General features: G+C 61.4%; 16 protein-coding genes. 10 read left to right on the top strand and 6 right to left on the bottom strand.

What is annotated here, in order from left to right; all coding sequences use genetic code 11:
* Positions 1-88: 88 nt before the first annotated feature.
* Positions 89-922 carry a VCBS domain-containing protein gene (locus PO860_RS10355; RefSeq protein WP_183607690.1) on the top strand — a complete coding sequence of 278 codons (834 nt, stop codon included), beginning with the start codon at positions 89-91 and terminating at the stop codon, positions 920-922.
* Between the two features lie 135 nt (positions 923-1,057).
* Here PO860_RS10355 and fumC read toward each other — a convergent pair whose 3' ends face one another.
* Complete coding sequence (gene fumC, locus PO860_RS10350; protein WP_273883817.1) at positions 1,058-2,449, bottom strand: class II fumarate hydratase; 1,392 nt, start codon at positions 2,447-2,449, stop codon at positions 1,058-1,060.
* Between fumC and PO860_RS10345 the strand changes: the two genes are divergently transcribed.
* Together PO860_RS10345 and PO860_RS10340 are read left to right on the top strand one after the other, a co-directional pair.
* On the top strand, positions 2,448-2,777 hold the full coding sequence (locus tag PO860_RS10345) for a hypothetical protein (protein WP_183607719.1): 330 nt from the start codon (positions 2,448-2,450) through the stop codon (positions 2,775-2,777). The two genes, fumC and PO860_RS10345, sit on opposite strands and share 2 nt — an antisense overlap.
* Before the next feature lie 73 nt (positions 2,778-2,850).
* Positions 2,851-4,761, top strand: a complete 1,911-nt coding sequence (locus PO860_RS10340; protein WP_273883816.1) for a L,D-transpeptidase family protein — start codon at positions 2,851-2,853, stop codon at positions 4,759-4,761.
* A gap of 120 nt (positions 4,762-4,881) precedes the next feature.
* On the opposite strand, the gene PO860_RS10335 is transcribed toward PO860_RS10340, so the two are convergent.
* Positions 4,882-5,592 carry an HAD family hydrolase gene (locus PO860_RS10335; protein WP_183607116.1) on the bottom strand — a complete coding sequence of 237 codons (711 nt, stop codon included), beginning with the start codon at positions 5,590-5,592 and terminating at the stop codon, positions 4,882-4,884.
* 247 nt (positions 5,593-5,839) lie between these two features.
* On the opposite strand from PO860_RS10335, the gene rpiA reads away from it, so the two are divergent.
* From rpiA to PO860_RS10320, 3 genes are all read left to right on the top strand, one after another.
* On the top strand, positions 5,840-6,538 hold the full coding sequence (rpiA, locus tag PO860_RS10330) for a ribose-5-phosphate isomerase RpiA (protein ID WP_183607117.1): 699 nt from the start codon (positions 5,840-5,842) through the stop codon (positions 6,536-6,538).
* A gap of 15 nt (positions 6,539-6,553) precedes the next feature.
* Entirely contained in the window at positions 6,554-7,117 is a 564-nt protein-coding gene (locus PO860_RS10325) for a DUF2059 domain-containing protein (RefSeq protein WP_183607118.1), read from the top strand.
* Between the two features lie 96 nt (positions 7,118-7,213).
* Positions 7,214-7,498 (top strand): acylphosphatase, encoded by a 285-nt coding sequence (locus PO860_RS10320; protein WP_275038297.1) that lies wholly within the window; start codon positions 7,214-7,216, stop codon positions 7,496-7,498.
* A 45-nt stretch (positions 7,499-7,543) separates the two neighbouring features.
* On the opposite strand, the gene PO860_RS10315 is transcribed toward PO860_RS10320, so the two are convergent.
* Positions 7,544-7,762: a hypothetical protein gene (locus PO860_RS10315; RefSeq protein WP_097619517.1), complete on the bottom strand. Its 219-nt coding sequence runs from the start codon at positions 7,760-7,762 to the stop codon at positions 7,544-7,546.
* Positions 7,763-7,936: 174 nt separating this feature from the next.
* Between PO860_RS10315 and gor the strand changes: the two genes are divergently transcribed.
* Complete coding sequence (gene gor / locus PO860_RS10310) at positions 7,937-9,322, top strand: glutathione-disulfide reductase (RefSeq protein ID WP_272782446.1); 1,386 nt, start codon at positions 7,937-7,939, stop codon at positions 9,320-9,322.
* Between the two features lie 15 nt (positions 9,323-9,337).
* Here the strand turns inward: gor and PO860_RS10305 are convergent, their stop codons facing one another.
* Positions 9,338-10,627, bottom strand: coding sequence for a TadE/TadG family type IV pilus assembly protein (locus tag PO860_RS10305; protein ID WP_273880850.1), 1,290 nt, complete (start codon positions 10,625-10,627; stop codon positions 9,338-9,340).
* Between the two features lie 257 nt (positions 10,628-10,884).
* On the opposite strand from PO860_RS10305, the gene PO860_RS10300 reads away from it, so the two are divergent.
* Positions 10,885-12,258, top strand: coding sequence for a class II 3-deoxy-7-phosphoheptulonate synthase (locus tag PO860_RS10300; protein ID WP_272782448.1), 1,374 nt, complete (start codon positions 10,885-10,887; stop codon positions 12,256-12,258).
* Between the two features lie 75 nt (positions 12,259-12,333).
* Here PO860_RS10300 and PO860_RS10295 read toward each other — a convergent pair whose 3' ends face one another.
* Positions 12,334-14,169: an ABC transporter ATP-binding protein gene (locus tag PO860_RS10295; protein WP_273883814.1), complete on the bottom strand. Its 1,836-nt coding sequence runs from the start codon at positions 14,167-14,169 to the stop codon at positions 12,334-12,336.
* 284 nt (positions 14,170-14,453) lie between these two features.
* Between PO860_RS10295 and PO860_RS10290 the strand changes: the two genes are divergently transcribed.
* A complete protein-coding gene (locus PO860_RS10290) occupies positions 14,454-14,852 on the top strand; it encodes a GFA family protein (RefSeq protein ID WP_273883936.1) in 399 nt (132 codons plus the stop codon).
* Between the two features lie 94 nt (positions 14,853-14,946).
* Here the strand turns inward: PO860_RS10290 and PO860_RS10285 are convergent, their stop codons facing one another.
* Entirely contained in the window at positions 14,947-15,477 is a 531-nt protein-coding gene (locus tag PO860_RS10285; protein WP_183607124.1) for a DUF1003 domain-containing protein, read from the bottom strand.
* 175 nt (positions 15,478-15,652) lie between these two features.
* Here PO860_RS10285 and PO860_RS10280 point away from each other — a divergent pair, with 175 nt between their 5' ends.
* Complete coding sequence (locus PO860_RS10280; RefSeq protein ID WP_272782450.1) at positions 15,653-17,332, top strand: NAD+ synthase; 1,680 nt, start codon at positions 15,653-15,655, stop codon at positions 17,330-17,332.
* Positions 17,333-17,340: the final 8 nt, after the last annotated feature.

The raw sequence follows: 17,340 nt of genomic DNA, 5'->3' as shown, positions 1-17,340 counted from the left end.
CACGAGCCTCGATAAAAGACGACTCAAAGTTGCCTTCCGGTCGAGGCCAGTTCATATTCCCGGCAGCGTTAACCTGCCGGGGCTTCCAATGACAAATGCAAAGCCAACTGCTGTCGACGACCTTCTCGTTTTTTTCGAAGACAATTGGATCCGCGGGAATCTGCTGCGTCTGTCCAGCGATCCCGAGGGAGCGAACATGTATGCTCGCTTCGTCAATGGCGTGCGTATCGACGCCAAACATGGACCTGACCATGAAACGATCATCAAGGGCGAGTACGGAACCTTCAGAGTGAAGCCAGACGGCCACTTCGAATATGAGTTGGACTACACGCTCGACGTCGTGAAAAATTTAGGGAAATACGATCAGCTCATCGAGACGCTGAGCTTCAAGATGTCCGATGGCTCAGGGGGCACGGACGTCGGCGTGCTGACCCTTGCGATCGACGGCGTCGACGTAGGCGAAAAATACCACGAAGTCCTGGATTTCGACGACATGGGCGTCACCTCGAGGGCGGATAATTTCTCTCTGCCTGACTACCGCAACTTTGCACTTTCGGTGAACGGCAGCCACGACCTGACGCTTCTGAACGGGTATGTCTATGATACCATCCCGGGCGTCGACGCCATCACCGAGGACGGTTTCAGCGATACGGTCCTATCGCCCGGTTCTGCGCCCGTAAGCTTGAAAATGCTCGATGGCGGGGAATTCACCTTTCAGAGCGTTTCGATTGCCGAATTGTCGGCAGCGCCCTTTCACCTGACGCTCACCGCCCTGAACGATGGCCAGATCGTCTATCAACAGGAGCTTGAGGTCACCGGCCCCAATCTCGAGGTCAATCTCGAAGACATCGAAGAAATCCGTTTCGACTTCATGGGCAATTCTGTCGTGATGGACAATTTTTCGCTGTTTGCCTTGCTATAGGCTGGAGGGAGTCGAGGCGTTGCGGCATATCACCTTCTCCCCGCGAGCGGGGGGCCGAAAGACGGGTCGAGACCTGTGGCTCGACCCCGGTTGGTGGCGGCAGCCGGATGAGGGGCTGTGGCCTATGCGACCTTCCTACTTCGGCCCGATCATCGTTTCCGGCCGCACGATCGCGTCATACTCTTCCGACGTCACCAACCCGCTGGCGAGCGCCTCTTCTTTCAGCGTCGTACCGTTCTTGTGCGCGGTCTTGGCGATCTTGGCGGCTGCGTCGTAGCCGATCTTCGGGGCGAGTGCTGTCACCAGCATCAGCGAGCGTTCGAGGCCGGCCTTGATGTTGTCCTCGCGCGCCTCGATGCCGACGACGCAATTGTCGGTGAAGGAGACGGCGGCGTCGGCGAGCAGCTGCACCGACTGCAGGAAATTATAGGCCATCATCGGATTGTAGACGTTGAGCTCGAAATGGCCCTGGCTGTCGGCGAAGGTGAGTGCCGCGTTGTTGCCGAAGATGTGGATGCAGACCTGCGTCATCGCCTCGCACTGGGTCGGGTTGACCTTGCCGGGCATGATCGAGGAGCCGGGTTCGTTTTCCGGCAGCGCCAGCTCGCCGAGGCCGGAGCGCGGGCCGGAGCCGAGCAGGCGGATATCGTTGGCGATCTTGAAGAGAGCGGCGGCGGCGGCATTGATGGCGCCGTGGCTGAACACCATGCTGTCATGCGAGGCGAGCGCCTCGAACTTGTTCGGCGCGGTGACGAAGGGCATGCCTGTTATATTGGCGATCTCCTGGGCGACCTTTTCGGCAAAACCAACAGGCGCATTGAGGCCGGTGCCGACGGCGGTACCGCCCTGGGCGAGTTCACAGAGGCCGGGCAGCGTCATCTCGATGCGCTTGATGGCGGAGCCGACCTGGGCGGCGTAACCCGAAAATTCCTGGCCGAGCGTCAGCGGCGTCGCATCCTGGGTGTGAGTGCGGCCGATCTTGATGATGTGGCTGAATTCGGTGACTTTCATGTCGAGGGCGGCATGCAGGTGCTTCAGCGACGGCAGAAGGTGATGAGCGATCCGTTCGGCGCAGGCGATGTGCATCGCCGTGGGATAGGTGTCGTTCGACGATTGGCTCATATTGACGTGATCGTTCGGATGCACCGGCTTCTTGGAACCCATGACGCCGCCGAGCATTTCTATGGCACGATTGGAGATCACCTCATTGGCATTCATGTTGGATTGCGTGCCCGAACCGGTCTGCCAGACCACCAGCGGAAAATGTTCGTCGAGCTTGCCGTCGATCACTTCCTGGGCGGCGTCGACAATGGCTTTGCCGAGGGCCGGATCGAGCTGGCCGAGCGACATGTTGGCACGGGCCGCCGCCTGTTTGACGATGCCGAGCGCACGTACGATCGACAGTGGCTGCTTTTCCCAGCCGATCTTGAAATTGCCGAGCGAACGCTCGGCCTGGGCGCCCCAATATCGGTCGGCGGCGACGTCGATGGGGCCAAAAGTATCTGTTTCGGTGCGGGTTGCGGTCATGAGCTTTGCCTTCCCTTTACATGCTATTTTCTGGCATCTTCGACAGGTGAGGTCTTATAGGTCGGAAACCCCTACAAGAAAACCGTATGTCGCGTTAAATATTGAGGGATTATGTCATGTTTTTGCCGGTCCGGCGGCGTGCCTTTTAGGCCACTTTCAAAATTTTATGCGTCCGGGCGTTTTCGCCTCACTGGTCTGGCGGCGAAAATTCGGTAAAAAATTAACTAATAATTTCATAATTTTGTGTGAACTGCTGTGCGGCGCCGCGCAGGATCTCCGTCACACAAAATTGAGTCCGCCGGCGCTGGCGGCGCAGCCCGGTTTCTGATCAATGAGGCCCTACGCTGCTTGAGTTTCGCGGGATTTGATCTGAGAACAGCATGACCGGGACTGGAAGATATATGACGTTCGTTTTGAAAAGCGCGGCATCCGCATTGGCAATATCCTGCGGATTAGCAGTGATGAGTGCCGTACCCGCGCATGCTTATACGCTGATGGATATGCTGCGCGGCGACAGGCAGCGGAGCCAGAGCACCATCTTTATGGATCAGGCGCCCGGCCGTCCGGTGCCGCGCGGCGCCGTCGGCGGCTCGCTCGGCGGGCTCGATCCGGAAGCGCCGCTGCCGAAGGTGAGCGGCCCGCGTTACTACACCTATAAAACCGAAACGCTGCAGTTCGTCGATACCGGCAAGTTCGCCGATCCCGTCGTCACCGGCGCGGTCGCCGACGTTTCGGCGAGCGGCGATGCCAACGCCGAACCCGCGGTGCAGCGCCGTTTCCTGGCGCAGGCCAAGGTGCGTGCCAATGTGGACGTCGCAAAGGCACTCGAAGCCTATTACAGCGACAGCCGCAATCCGCTCGTCTGGATCGAGGGCAACCAGATCAACGAACGCGCAAAGGCGGCGATGGCGGCCCTTGCCGGTGCAGCCTCCGTCGGTCTCGACCCTGCGGATTACGCCGTCCAGACGCCTGATATCGATCCGGCCAATCCCGATCCCGCCTTCCGCGACCGGGCGCTGACGCAGTTCGAGCTCGAACTCTCCGCCAAGGTTCTGGCTTTCGTGCAGGACACTGAGCGCGGCCGCATCGATCCGAACAAGATCTCCGGCTACCACGACTTCCAGCGCAAGGCGGTCAATCTGGCGCCGGTGCTGAAGCTTGCCCGCATGAGCCCCGATGTCGGCGCCTACATCGCCAACCGATCGCCCGATAGCCCGCAATTCCAGACGCTGAAGGCGGAGCTTGCCAAGCTTCGCGCCGCCGACGGCGGCAATGAGGAGCGAATCGTTGTTTCGCTCGACAAGCTGCTGAAGCCCGGTGAAAGCTCGCCGGAGATCGCTAATATCGTCAAGGCGATCGGCAAGCACGGTTCCGAAACGCTGAAGACGGATCACGCGGCAACGCTTGCTGCTTATGCAGGCAGCATCGACTATTCGCCCGATATCGTCTCGCTGGTCGAGGATTTCCAGAAGGAGCGTGGACTGAAGGCCGATGGCGTCATCGGCCAGGCGACGGTGCGCGCCATGACAGGCGGCGATACCAATGCCTCGAAAATCGACAAGCTCGTCGTCGCCATGGAGCAGGCGCGCTGGCTGCCGGAGGATCTCGGTTCCCGCTACGTGATGATCAATCAGCCGGCCTTCATGGCCTACTACCACAATGACGGCAAGGAACAGCTGTCCATGCGCGTCGTGGTCGGCGGCAAGAACAACCAGACCTATTTCTTCGACGACGAAATCGAGACGGTCGAGTTCAATCCGTTCTGGGGCGTGCCGCAGTCGATCATCATCAACGAGATGCTGCCGAAGCTGCGCTCGGATCCGAACTATCTCGACCAGCTCGGCTATGAAGTCGAGGTGAATGGCCATGCCGTCGCCTCATCTAGCGTCGACTGGTACGGTTCGACCGACAATGTTTCGGTGCGCCAGCCGCCGAGCAGCGACAATGCGCTCGGCGAACTGAAGATCCTGTTCCCGAACAGCCACGCGATCTATATGCACGACACGCCGGCGAAGAGCTTCTTCAAGCGTGACATGCGGGCTTTGAGCCACGGTTGCGTGCGCCTGTCCAATCCGCGCGCGATGGCAGCCGCGGTACTCGGCACGACGGTTGACGACGTCGCCAAGCAGATCGCCACGGGGCAGAACCATGCGGTGAAGGTGCCGCAGAAGATCCCAGTTTACGTCTCCTATTTCACCGCCTGGCCGAACAAGGACGGCGTGGTGGAATATTTCGACGACGTCTATGGTCGCGACGCCTATGTCGACAAAGCTTTCGACGCGACGAGCAAGGCGCGCGGCGCGCAGATCTGACGCAAGGTTTATTCGCTTATGGAGCGGGCGGTCTTCGGGCCGCCCGTTTTGTTTGGCGGTGTCTGCGTGCAAGAAATAAGAGGAGAGGACCACAATCGCAAAGGCATCGGCCTGGTCGTCTCAGACCGCGACCTTCGCCGCAAATTCCCGCAACAGTCTCTCCACCAGTTCCGGCGTCAACTCATCGTAATGCATAATGATCTTATCCGGATCGAGGCTTGAGACCGGCACATCCGAATAACCAAAGGGCACGGCAATCGACGGGACTCCCGCATTCCTGGCGACGGCGATGTCGTTGATGCTGTCGCCTATCATCACGGTGCGGGCGATGTCGGCGCCGGCGCGGTCGATGGTGCCGGTCAAGTGGCGGGCGTCGGGTTTGCGCACCGGGAAGGTGTCGCCACCTGATATGGCGGCGAAATAGCCGGTGAGATCCAGCTTGTCGAGCAGACCGAGCGCCAGGCTCTCCATCTTGTTGGTGCAGACGGCGAGGCGGTAGCCGGCAGATTTAAGCCGGTCCATCGCGGCGACCAGGCCGGGATAGGGCTCGGTACGGCCGGGCATGTTGCCGGCATAATGGGCGACGAAACGCTCGACCAGCATCGGCAGGGCGTCACCTTCGAGCGGGTGGCCGCGCAGCCGGCAGGCGCGCTCGATCATCACGCGCGCGCCCTGGCCGACGAGATGGGTGAGGTCGTCATAGCTGACCGGTGCGAGGCTGAGGGCTGCGATCGTATGGTTCAGGCTCTCGACCAGGTCCGCGTGGGTGTCGAGAAGGGTACCGTCGAGATCGAAGACGATGAGCGCCGGGCGAACGGGAGCAGGGGTCAAGGCTTGCCTCTTTGAGCGATGGGGCGTCCTGGGGATGGATCGCCCCAGGAGGAGGACGACGTGTCGTCCTTGGAATGATCGTTTCTGAGGTAAGCGATCGCGGGCCGGAAAGCAACGACCTGTGACGGCCGGGGAGGCCGCAGGCCTCTGTTTCGGCTTTTCATTTTCCGTGATGATTTTGACTTTCGTTTGCCAGGCGAGCCGTGTAAACAGCACATCCAACGCAACAATTCGGAGCTGGCGGCGCATGGATGCCCGCGAAATGAAGATCAAGGCCGCCGAGGCCGCACTCGCCCATGTCGAAAGCGGGATGCGTCTCGGCATCGGTACGGGCAGCACGGCGGAAGAATTCGTTCGTCTGCTGGCGGAGAAGGTTGCGGGCGGCTTCAAGGTCGAGGGCGTCCCGACGTCTGAAAGAACGGCGCGGCTCTGCGTCGAACTCGGTGTGCCGCTGAAGTCGCTCGACGAACTGCCGGCACTCGATCTGACGATCGACGGCGCCGACGAGGTCGATCAGGCGCTTAGATTGATCAAGGGTGGCGGCGGCGCGCTGCTGCGCGAAAAGATCGTCGCGGCCGCTTCCGAGCGGATGATCGTCATCGCCGACGAGAGCAAGCTGGTCGACACGCTCGGCGCCTACGCGCTGCCGATCGAGGTCAATCCGTTCGGACTTGTCTCGACGCGGATGGCGATCGAGAAGGTCGCGGCCCGGCTCGGTCTTTCCGGTGAACTCACCCTGCGCCAGTCCGGTGACGGAGAGTTTACCACGGATGGCGGCCATCACATCATCGATGCATCTTTTGGCCGCATTCCTGATGCAGAGGCGCTTTCGAGCGAGCTGAATTCCATACCCGGCGTCGTCGAACACGGGCTCTTTATCAATATGGCGGCACTTGCGATCATTGCCGGTCCTGCGGGTGCGCGCACGCTGCAGGCAAACAGATAACAGGAGCATACACTCATGATGAACATTGCAGGTCTTGGCCGTTTTGCCGCTGCGACCGTCGTTCTTTCCGGGCTTGCCTTCGGCTCCGCCGTCAAGGCGCAGGAGGTCTCCGAGGAGCAACTGAAGGCGTCTCGCGCGGCGATCGACGCCATCGGCGCCACGGCCCAGTTCGACAACATCCTGCCCGGTCTCGCCGAGCGCCTGAAAGCCGGCCTGATCCAGGATTCGCCGAACTATCAGGACATCATTTCCTCGACGGTCGACGCACAGGCGCTGAAGCTGGCGCCGCGCCGCGGCGATCTGGAGAAGGAGGCGGCACTCACCTATGCCAAGACCTTCACCGCCGACGAGCTGAAGGCGATCGCCGACTTCTATAATTCCGACGTCGGCAAGAAGCTGCTGCGCGACGGCCCGGTCGCCTCGCGCGAGACGGCGAAGGCTGCCGACATCTGGGCGCAGGGCATCTCCCGCGACCTGGAAAAGCAGAGCAACGCCGAGCTTTCCAAAGTCATCAAGGCGCCGCCGCCGGCACCCGACAGCCCGGCCGCTCCGGCTCCCGCACCGGCTGCCCAGCAGTAAGGCCTACCCCATCAAATTGCGAAAGCCCGGCATCGTCCGGGCTTTTTTGTTATGATGTGGCAAATACTGTCGGTGAGGCTTCAGGTGACTGCAGATATGCCCGATCGTTACAAGGCTGTCCGAGTGCGGATATCAGGCAAGGTCCAGGGTGTCGGCTTTCGCATGTGGACGCGCAGCGAGGCGGTACGGCTCGGTTTGACGGGCTGGGTTCGCAACGAAGAGGACGGGGCGGTCGTCGCTTTGATCGCCGGATCCGATACCGCGATCTCGACGATGATCGAACGTTTCAACCACGGGCCTGCGGGATCCTGGCTCGCGGGCGTCGAGACTGAGGCAGCCGAGTCTGAGAAGAACCTGACGGATTTCAGCATCACCGGTTGAAAGCGGCAATCCGCCAAGGATGCGCATCTCGGATGCGGCGGACGCTCAGCCCCAATCCTTCGAGCTCTTGGCCAATTGCCATACGCCCGTTTCATCCGGCTCGACGCGCTTGTTGCCGCGGTAGAAGATCGGCAGTCCTGTTTTCTTGTCCATCGCGAAGCGGCTCGGCGTGAATTTTTCGTCCTCGTGGCCTTGGATGGCGAGGCCGAGCGCTTCCTTGAATTTGCCAGCCTTGCACAGGTTGGCGAAGAGAGTTTGATCCATCTTTTGCTCCGGCTTCTGTTCTACTCAGTGGATTGCCTGCCAGCCTCAGGCGATCGGGTCAACCGTTTGCCGGGAAGATTCGGAACGGGATGACGCAGGAGTGGGCTTTTGTTTTCAGGGCGATCGCCCCTATATCAGGAGCATCCTTCCTGCGATTCCCTTCCGGAGCTCCTCATGTCTTCCTACGACTACGACCTCTTCGTCATCGGTGGCGGTTCCGGAGGTGTGCGCGGCGCACGTGTCGCCGCCTCGCTCGGCAAAAAGGTGGCGATCGCCGAGGAGTATCGCTATGGCGGAACATGCGTTATCCGCGGCTGCGTGCCGAAGAAGCTTTTCGTCTATGCCTCGCAGTTCCATGAGCATTTCGAGGATGCCGCCGGCTTCGGCTGGACGGTCGGCGAAAGCAGCTTCGATTGGAAAAAGCTGGTGGCGGCAAAAGATGCCGAGATCGCCCGGCTGGAAGGCCTCTACAAGAAGGGGCTCGCCGGCGCCAAGGCCGAGATCCTCGAAACGCGCGCCGAACTCGTCGATGCTCATACGGTGCGGCTCGTGAAAACAGGTCAGACGGTGACGGCAAAGACGATCGTGATCGCCACCGGCGGACGACCGAACCCGCACGCAGCCCTTCCCGGCCACGAGTTCTGCATCTCCTCCAACGAAGCCTTTGATCTCGAAGAACTGCCGAAATCGATCGTCATCGCAGGCGGCGGTTATATCGCCGTCGAGTTCGCCAATATCTTCCATGGCCTCGGCGTCGAGACGACACTGATCTATCGCGGTGCCGAGATCCTGTCGCGTTTCGACGAAGATCTCAGGCGCGGGCTGCACGAGGCAATGGTCGCCAAGGGCATCCGCATCCTCTGCCACGACACGCTGCAGAAGGTTTCGAAGGAGGAGGACGGGCTCATTCTGGAGACGCTGAACAGCGGCACGCTACAGGCCGATGTGGTCATGCTGGCGCTCGGGCGCGATCCGAACACCGAGGGCCTCGGCCTCGAGGCGGCCGGCGTCGCCGTCGACGAGCGCGGCGCGATCATCGTCGACGAATATTCCCGCACCAATGTCGAAAACATCTATGCGCTTGGCGATGTCACCAACCGGGTACAGTTGACGCCGGTGGCGATCCACGAGGCGATGTGCTTCATCGAGACCGAGTACAAGAACAATCCGACCCGGCCCGACCACGAGCTGATCCCGACCGCCGTCTTCTCGCAGCCGGAGATCGGTACCGTCGGCCTTTCGGAAGAGGAGGCGGGCAAGCGTTACGTCGAGCTCGAAGTCTACCGCGCCCAGTTCCGGCCGCTGAAGGCGACACTTTCCGGCCGGCCCGAGCGGATGATCATGAAGCTGCTCGTCGATGCGGCGAGCCGCAAGGTGGTGGGCGCCCATATCCTCGGCCATGATGCCGGCGAGATGGCGCAGCTGCTCGGCATCACGCTGAAGGCCGGCTGCACCAAGGACGATTTCGACCGGACGATGGCGCTGCATCCGACGGCGGCTGAAGAGCTCGTCACCATGTATGCGCCGAGCTATCGCATTCGTGACGGGCAGCGCGTCTGAGCCCTCTCGGCGCGCTCAGCTGGTGATGCGCGGCGCACGGATAACCTTAAGGAAAAGCGCCTTCATCGCGTCGGTGATACCTTGGGTCGGCGTCACCTCGAAATAGAGGCCGGGCGAGGCGCATTCCTGCATCTTCGTCGGGATCTGGCTTTGGAAGGGGCTGATCCACGTATTGTACCAACTGTTTTTTGGCAGAGGCAGGTAGGTGGTGTAGAGCACCGCGATCCTGATACCCTTGTCCTTTAGCGGCTGGCAGAAAGACGTGTCGATCGGCTCCTGGCAGCGGTTGCCGGTGAGCTTCTTGGTACAGCCCTTCGGCTTTTCGCTGTCGCCGACGCCGTCCGAAACGAAGAACAGGATTTTCTGCGGGGTCGCGGACGTGCTGCCGTCGCCGGGCGTCGTGATGATGGTTTTCATCTGCGTCAGCGCGTTGTCGAAGCTCGTCTGCTGGTCGTTGTTATAACCCTGCTTCGGGATGGTCATCAGGTCAACGGCGTCGGTATAGCTGCGCACCTGGTCGAGATCGTCCGTCGGATCGGATATGGTGGTCAGCCTTGCATCTTCGGCCTTAGTGCCGAAGGTATAAACGCCCATGCGGAACTGGTTGTTGGAAACCCGCGTGGACTTCGCGGTCAGCGTCAACTCCTTGGTCGCCTGGCGCACGACGTCGATGCGCATGCTGACGCCGAGCTTCTTGGCAAGATTGTAGTAGTTGTTTTTGTTTTCCGTTTCGTGGCAGGCGAAGGCGCAGCTATCGCTGGTGTTCTTTTCCATCGTCGCGACGTCGGTCGCGGTGGCGCCGACACCCATCGAGGGGGTGTTGTCGAGCAGGATGTAGAAATCCATGAAGGAGGCGGTCTGGTATTCGGCCGTTGCCGTGCCCGAGATCGTAATCGAATCCCTGCCGAGAACGCGCATGAAGGTGGTGGGCACGGTCGCCGTGAAGGAAACCTGGGAGCTCAGCCTGTTGGCGGCCTTGGTGACGTCAATGCCGAGATCGACCTTAACATCGGCCAGCTCGCCTGACATCTGCGACATGAAGATGTTGCGGGCGTCGGTCTTGCCAAGCGAGATCGTGCCGTTGCCGCTCATCGTCATGGCGGCGGCGACCGCGCCGGATTTTTCGGCGATCGAGCCGACGGCGGCGGCATCGGCGGCGGTGTAAAGCTGCGTCCTCAGGCTCAGCGCGTGGGCGAAATCCACCGCCATGCCTGCCGTACCGAGGAGCGGCACCATCAGCAATGCGGTCATGATACCGAAATTGCCCGAGCGGTCCGCTATGAAACCGGGCAGAAGGATCGCCATGACATGTCCCCAATGTTGAAACCCTTCTGCGGTTTTACATGCAAAGTCTAAAATATAGGGAAATCGACATAGTATATGCTGGTTTAATGGTAGAGTTGACGGCTTTTGCTACCTATATGCGAGCTTTCGTCGGCGGCGACAGCGCGGGCGATCGCGCTTTGGGTGATTGGCCTTTGCAAGGCCGATCTAAAGGTCTATAAGCCGCCGCAATTAAGGATAGGGACATCCCGGGGACGGGTGCGAGTGAGGTGAGTGAAATGGCAGAGAATTGGACCCCGAGCAGCTGGCGGCAAAAGCCGATCCTGCAGGTTCCGGAATATCCCGACGCAGCCGCTTTGGCGGCAACGGAAGCCACGCTCGCCAGCTATCCGCCGCTCGTTTTTGCCGGTGAAGCGCGCCGCCTGAAAAAGCATCTTGCCAATGTCGCCGAAGGCAACGGCTTCCTGCTGCAGGGCGGCGACTGCGCCGAGAGCTTTGCCGAGCACGGCGCAGACAATATTCGCGACTTCTTCCGCGCCTTCTTGCAGATGGCGGTCGTGCTGACCTTCGGCGCGCAGCTGCCGGTCGTCAAGGTCGGCCGCATCGCCGGCCAGTTCGCCAAGCCGCGTTCGTCGAATGTCGAGAAACAGGGCGACGTGACGCTGCCGGCCTATCGCGGCGACATCATCAACGGCATCGAATTCACCGAGGAGTCGCGCATTCCGAACCCGGAACGCCAGGCCATGGCCTATCGCCAGTCGGCAGCGACGCTGAACCTTCTGCGCGCCTTCGCGATGGGCGGTTACGCCAATCTCGAAAACGTGCATCAGTGGATGCTCGGCTTCGTCAAGGACAGCCCGCAGGGCGAGCGCTACCGCAAGCTTGCCGACCGCATCAGCGAAACCATGGATTTCATGAAGGCGATCGGCATCACCTCGGAAAATCATCCGAGCTTGCGCGAGACCGATTTCTTCACCAGCCATGAGGCGCTGCTGCTCGGCTACGAGGAAGCGCTGACCCGCGTCGATTCCACCTCGGGCGACTGGTATGCCACGTCAGGCCACATGATCTGGATCGGCGACCGCACCCGCCAGGCCGACCATGCGCATGTCGAATATTGCCGCGGCATCAAGAATCCGATCGGCCTGAAATGCGGTCCGTCGTTGCAGGCGGACGATCTGCTGCAGCTGATCGACATACTGAATCCGGCGAACGAAGCCGGGCGTCTGACGCTGATCTGCCGCTTCGGCCACGAGAAGGTCGCCGAGAACCTGCCGCGGCTCATCCGCGCCGTCGAGCGCGAAGGCCGCAAGGTCGTCTGGTCCTGCGACCCGATGCACGGAAACACGATCACGCTCAACAACTACAAGACCCGTCCCTTCGAGCGGATCCTGTCGGAAGTCGAAAGCTTCTTCCAGATCCACCGTGCCGAGGGCACGCATCCCGGCGGCATCCATATCGAGATGACCGGCAAGGACGTGACGGAGTGCACCGGCGGCGCCCGCGCCGTTACCGCCGACGACCTGCAGGATCGCTACCATACCCATTGCGACCCGCGCCTTAACTCCGACCAGGCGCTCGAGCTTGCCTTCCTGCTGGCCGAGCGCATGAAGGGCGGCCGCGACGAGAAACGCCTGGTTGCCAACGGCTGAAACCAGCCGCTGAAGGAATGACGAAAAACCCGGCGCGATGCCGGGTTTTTTATTGCTGCGGAGGTGTCCAACCGCTCAGATGCTGGCCTGCACGCTGTGCAGATTGGCGTAGACTCCGTCCTGCGCCATGAGTTCGTCATGGGTGCCCTGTTCGACGATGCCGTCAGCCGTCAGAACCAGGATGCGGTCGGCATGGCGGACGGTCGACAGGCGATGGGCGATGACCAGGGTGGTTCTGCCATTCGCCAGGCTGAGCAGTGCCTGCTGCACCGCGCGCTCGCTCTCGTTGTCGAGCGCGCTGGTCGCCTCGTCGAAGATCAGGATTTCGGGATCTTTGAGGAAGGCGCGGGCGATGGTGATGCGCTGGCGCTGGCCGCCCGAGAGCTTGACGCCGCGCTGGCCGATATCGGTGTCGTAGCCCTGGGGCAGAGCCATGATGAAGTCGTGCGCGTTGGCCGCACGCGCAGCCGCTTCCAGTTCGGCGTCGCTGGCGCCGGGTCTGCCGTAGCGCAGGTTTTCCGCGACGGTGCCCGCAAAGAGGTAGACATCCTGCTGCACCACCCCGACATGGCTTCGGAGTGAGGCCAGCGTCACCTCGCGGATATCGGTGCCGTCGATACGGATGGCACCCGCCTCGACATCGTAGAAGCGCGGTATGAGCGCACAAAGCGTGCTCTTGCCGACCCCTGAAGGGCCGACCAGGGCAACGAACTCCCCGGGTGCGATGGTGAGCGACAGCCGTTCGAGCACGCGCGGGCCGTCGGCCTCATAGCCGAAGGCGACATCGGTAAAGCTGATTTCACCCCTTGGCGCCGGCATCGGCCGGGCTTCCGGCCGATCGGTGATATCGGGGGCGATCTCCAGGATCTCCATGGCTCTGATGAAGCCGGTATAACCCTCTTGCCAGAGGCGCACGAAATTGGCGAGCCGCTTAACCGGATCGACCAGCACGGCGACGCAGAGCAGGAAGGTCAGCATATCGGGGACGGTCAGTTCGGCCGCCAGGATGCGTAAGCCCCCGACGATGATCACCAATATGGTGATGAGCTGGGCGAAGGTTTCGGTGCCGACCGAAAACCACGCTTCGCTGCGGTAGCCTTCGGCCCGGCTTTGCAGGAAGCGCCGGTTCTGCTCGGCGAAGCGTTCGCGCTCCAGTGCTTCGTTGGCGAAGGACTGGACGACGCGGATGCCGGCTAGAGCATCCTCCACCCGCTCGTTGACGGCGGCGATCTGCCGTTTGCTCGCCTCGAGCGCCCGGTTCATGCGCCGGTTGAAATAGAGCGCATAGGCCATCGCCACCGGGGTGAGCAGCAGGATGATGCCTGCCAATGGCGGATCGATGAAGAACAGCACCAGCATGGCCCCGCCATATTTCAGCAGAGCGATCGAGAGATCCTCGGGGCCATGGTGAAAGAGTTCGCCGAGCCACAGAGAGTCATTGGTGATACGGCTCATCAACTGACCGGTGCGCTGGCCGTCGTAGAACGCGAACGAGAGCTTCTGGCAATGCTCGAAGAGTTCCTGCCGGACCGTGGCCTCGATGCGGGCGCCCATGACGTGGCCGCGATAGTCGACGAAGAAGATCGCAGCGATCTGGACCGCCAGAACGGCCAGCATGATGCCGCCCATTGCCAGGATCTGTGCGAAGGCCTGCGGCGCGTCGGGCAGCGCCAGAAGCCTGCTGGTGACGATGTTGGCGCAGAGCGGCAGGGCGATCGCGGTGCCGGCGACGAGGATGGCGCACAGCAGATCCGCCAGCAGCAAAGGCAGATGCGGGCGGTAATAAGAGAGGAATTTGCGCATGCGCAACCAACGCCGGCCGCGGTCGGCGGCGGGATCGCCGCGGAAAAGGTTCAGGAAGGCGTTATGGCGTCGCGAGCTTTTCCTCGCGCGGGAGAACGAAATGTTCATGAAGCTGAATGTCCTTGTGGGGGATTTTTCCTTTCTGTACGGACAGGGTCGCTCTCATGTCAGTCTCCCGGAGGTTGTATGAATAGATGCGGATTATCGCCGACAACGGCGATCGATTCAACCGGCGATGGGAGGACGTTGCCGAGTGTTGTCGGCAGGCAACAGGGTGGCTCAAGCCAAAATCACCAGCGACCTTCAAGATTTCTGATGATTTTGTTGAGCGGTTTGGATTTGACGCCAGCGGTGATCGGCGGCAACGTTCAGTCATAAACGGGAGAGCGATCATGACCGAACGGCATACAGGCGCCTGTCTTTGCGGCGCCGTGCGATTTTCGACTACGGCGAGGCCAGGACCTGTGGTCGGCTGCCATTGCTCGCAGTGCCGCCGGCAGACGGGGCTGTATTACGCCGCGGTCAACGTGCCGCGTCCCGCTCTTTCGATCGAAGGCGCTGAAGCGATCCGCTGGTACCGCTCAAGTGAAGAGGCGCAGCGCGGCTTCTGCGGGAATTGCGGCTCCGCGCTGTTCTGGCAGGGCGACCGATCGGCAGAGATTTCGATCATGGCGGGCGCTTTCGACGAACCGAGCGGGCTTGCCTTCGGCCACCACATCTACTGCGCCGACAAGGGCGATTTCTACGAGATAACGGATGGCCTGCCGCAATATGCGGTAAATCCGAGTTAAAGCGCGTCATATCGGATTGATGCTATGCGCTTTAAGTTTTTATCAGATGCATGTCGTTGCCCCAAAACCGCTGCACACTTTTGGGCGACATGCATTAGCCTTTGGCGGCAAGCGCAGCACTGAGGCGAGCCACATCCTCGCGCAGTGCCGTCAGTTCGGTCAGCACGCTCATGTCGATCTTCTGGTGCAGGGAGAGCACTTCGAGCTCGGCCTTGAGATTGACTTCGTAATCCTTGGCGGCCTCGAAGCGGTCGCGTTCGGCCTGGCGGTTCTGCGACATCATGATGATCGGCGCCTGGATGGCGGCGATCATCGACAGGATCAGGTTCAGGAAGACGAAGGGATAGGGGTCGAAGGCGCCGGTCGCCAGGATGATGGTGTTGATCACAGTCCAGACGACGAGAAAGGCGAGGAAGGCGATGATGAAGGACCAGGAGCCACCGACGCGGGCGATGCCGTCGGCGACACGCTCGCCGAATGAGGCTTCGGCGGAGAAGGCGGCATTGACGTCGGTCGAGATGATCTTGCGCGCGTGCGCTTTTGCCAGCACGCGCTTCTCGATCGTGCCGAGCTCTTCGGCTGGCTTGTCGAAATGATGGTGCACGAAGTTCGAAAAGTTATTCATGGCTGTGTTTCCTGCTATCGCTTCCGGCGCAGTATTCCGCTCCGTCTGTAAATTGCAATGTGTATCGAGTCCCGCGGCGCTCTGGCGCACCCTTCATAAAAATTTCGCCACTGCCGGGTGGTGCTTTCGCAGCGAACATGTTGCCGTTGCGGAAGCTGCAGGCTAAATAAATGACATGACACAGGAAAACGCTCTCTCTGATATCTTCCGCATCGCCATCGGCCAGCTCAATCCAACGGTCGGCGACGTCGCAGCCAATCTCGCCAAAGCGCGTGAGGCGCGCGCTGACGCTGCCCGGGAGGGCGCACATCTGCTCGTCCTGACCGAGCTTTTCATCTCCGGCTACCCGCCGGAGGATCTGGTGCTGAAGCCGGCCTTCATCCGGGCCTGCTGGAAAGCGGTCGAGAGCCTGGCCGCCGATACCGCCGATGACGGGCCCGGCGTCCTCATCGGCTTTCCCCGGCAGGATGAGACCGGGCGCTACAATTCCGTCGCCGTGCTCGACGGCGGCAAGGTGATTGCTGTGCGCGACAAGATCGACCTGCCGAATTACGGCGAATTCGACGAGAAGCGGGTCTTCAACCAAGGCGCCATGCCGGGGCCGGTGAATTTCCGCGGCGTGCGGATCGGCATTCCGATCTGCGAGGATATCTGGGGCGATCTCGGCGTGTGCGAGACGCTGGCCGAAAGCGGGGCCGAGATCCTGCTGTCGCCGAACGGTTCGCCTTATTATCGCGGCAAGGTCGATATCCGCCATCAGGTGGTGCTGAAGCAGGTGATCGAGACGGGCCTGCCACTGGTCTACGCCGCACAGCTCGGCGGCCAGGACGAACTGGTCTTCGACGGGGCGAGCTTCGCCTTCAACGCCGATAAGTCTTTGGCCTTCCAGATGAGCCAGTTCGAGACCGCGCTTGCGGTGACCACCTGGAAGCGCGGCGAGGCCGGCTGGCATTGCGCCGAAGGGCCGATGGCGCATATCCCTGAAGGCGAGGAGGCCGATTACCGCGCCTGCCTGCTCGGCTTTCGCGACTACGTCAACAAGAACGGCTTCAAAACAGTCGTGCTCGGCCTTTCCGGCGGCATCGACTCGGCGATCTGCGCGGCCATCGCCGTCGACGCGCTAGGCGAGGAGCGGGTGCGCACCGTCATGCTGCCCTACCGCTATACGTCCGAGGATTCGCTGAAGGACGCGGCCGATTGCGCCAAAGCGCTCGGCTGCCGGTACGACATCGTGCCGATCGAAGAGCCGGTGACGGGATTCAGCGGTGCGCTCGCCAGCCTTTTCGAGGGCACGGACAGCGGCATCACCGAGGAGAACCTGCAGAGCCGTGCCCGCGGCGTCATCCTGATGGCGATCTCCAACAAGTTCGGCTCGATGGTGGTGACGACGGGCAACAAGTCGGAGATGTCGGTCGGCTACGCCACACTCTACGGCGACATGAACGGTGGCTTCAATCCGATCAAGGACCTCTACAAGATGCAGGTCTATGCGCTGTCGCGCTGGCGCAATGAGAATGTGCCGCCGGGTGCGCTCGGTCCCTCCGGCGAGGTGATCCCGCGGAACATCATCGACAAGGCGCCGTCGGCCGAACTGCGTCCCGACCAGAAGGATCAGGATTCGCTGCCGCCCTATCCCGTTCTCGACGATATCCTCGAATGCCTGGTGGAAAAGGAGATGGCGGTCGAAGAGATCGTCGCGCGCGGCCATGACGTGGCGACCGTTCACCGCGTCGAGCACCTGCTCTATCTCGCCGAATACAAGCGCCGGCAATCGGCGCCGGGCGTGAAGATCACCAAGAAGAATTTCGGGCGCGACCGGCGCTATCCGATCACCAACCGGTTCCGGGATCGCTAGCGCAATCG

The sequence above is a fragment of the Rhizobium binxianense genome (assembly GCF_028994275.1).
Taxonomy (GTDB): Bacteria; Pseudomonadota; Alphaproteobacteria; order Rhizobiales; family Rhizobiaceae; genus Rhizobium; species Rhizobium binxianense.
Note: the sequence above shows the minus strand (reverse complement) of the source record. Positions and strands in the feature narration are given on the sequence as shown.

Excerpts from the sequence above, each read along its gene's own strand:
- PO860_RS10285 (WP_183607124.1), bottom strand. The coding sequence starts at position 15,477 with ATGAATAACTTTTCGAACTTCGTGCACCATCATTTCGACAAGCCAGCC.
- fumC (WP_273883817.1), bottom strand. The coding sequence starts at position 2,449 with ATGACCGCAACCCGCACCGAAACAGATACTTTTGGCCCCATCGACGTC.
- PO860_RS10290 (WP_273883936.1), top strand. The coding sequence starts at position 14,454 with ATGACCGAACGGCATACAGGCGCCTGTCTTTGCGGCGCCGTGCGATTT.
- PO860_RS10345 (WP_183607719.1), top strand. The coding sequence starts at position 2,448 with ATGAGCTTTGCCTTCCCTTTACATGCTATTTTCTGGCATCTTCGACAG.
- PO860_RS10295 (WP_273883814.1), bottom strand. The coding sequence starts at position 14,169 with ATGAACATTTCGTTCTCCCGCGCGAGGAAAAGCTCGCGACGCCATAAC.
- PO860_RS10340 (WP_273883816.1), top strand. The coding sequence starts at position 2,851 with ATGACGTTCGTTTTGAAAAGCGCGGCATCCGCATTGGCAATATCCTGC.
- PO860_RS10305 (WP_273880850.1), bottom strand. The coding sequence starts at position 10,627 with ATGGCGATCCTTCTGCCCGGTTTCATAGCGGACCGCTCGGGCAATTTC.
- PO860_RS10355 (WP_183607690.1), top strand. The coding sequence starts at position 89 with ATGACAAATGCAAAGCCAACTGCTGTCGACGACCTTCTCGTTTTTTTC.
- PO860_RS10320 (WP_275038297.1), top strand. The coding sequence starts at position 7,214 with ATGCCCGATCGTTACAAGGCTGTCCGAGTGCGGATATCAGGCAAGGTC.
- PO860_RS10280 (WP_272782450.1), top strand. The coding sequence starts at position 15,653 with ATGACACAGGAAAACGCTCTCTCTGATATCTTCCGCATCGCCATCGGC.
- PO860_RS10300 (WP_272782448.1), top strand. The coding sequence starts at position 10,885 with ATGGCAGAGAATTGGACCCCGAGCAGCTGGCGGCAAAAGCCGATCCTG.
- rpiA (WP_183607117.1), top strand. The coding sequence starts at position 5,840 with ATGGATGCCCGCGAAATGAAGATCAAGGCCGCCGAGGCCGCACTCGCC.
- gor (WP_272782446.1), top strand. The coding sequence starts at position 7,937 with ATGTCTTCCTACGACTACGACCTCTTCGTCATCGGTGGCGGTTCCGGA.
- PO860_RS10315 (WP_097619517.1), bottom strand. The coding sequence starts at position 7,762 with ATGGATCAAACTCTCTTCGCCAACCTGTGCAAGGCTGGCAAATTCAAG.
- PO860_RS10325 (WP_183607118.1), top strand. The coding sequence starts at position 6,554 with ATGATGAACATTGCAGGTCTTGGCCGTTTTGCCGCTGCGACCGTCGTT.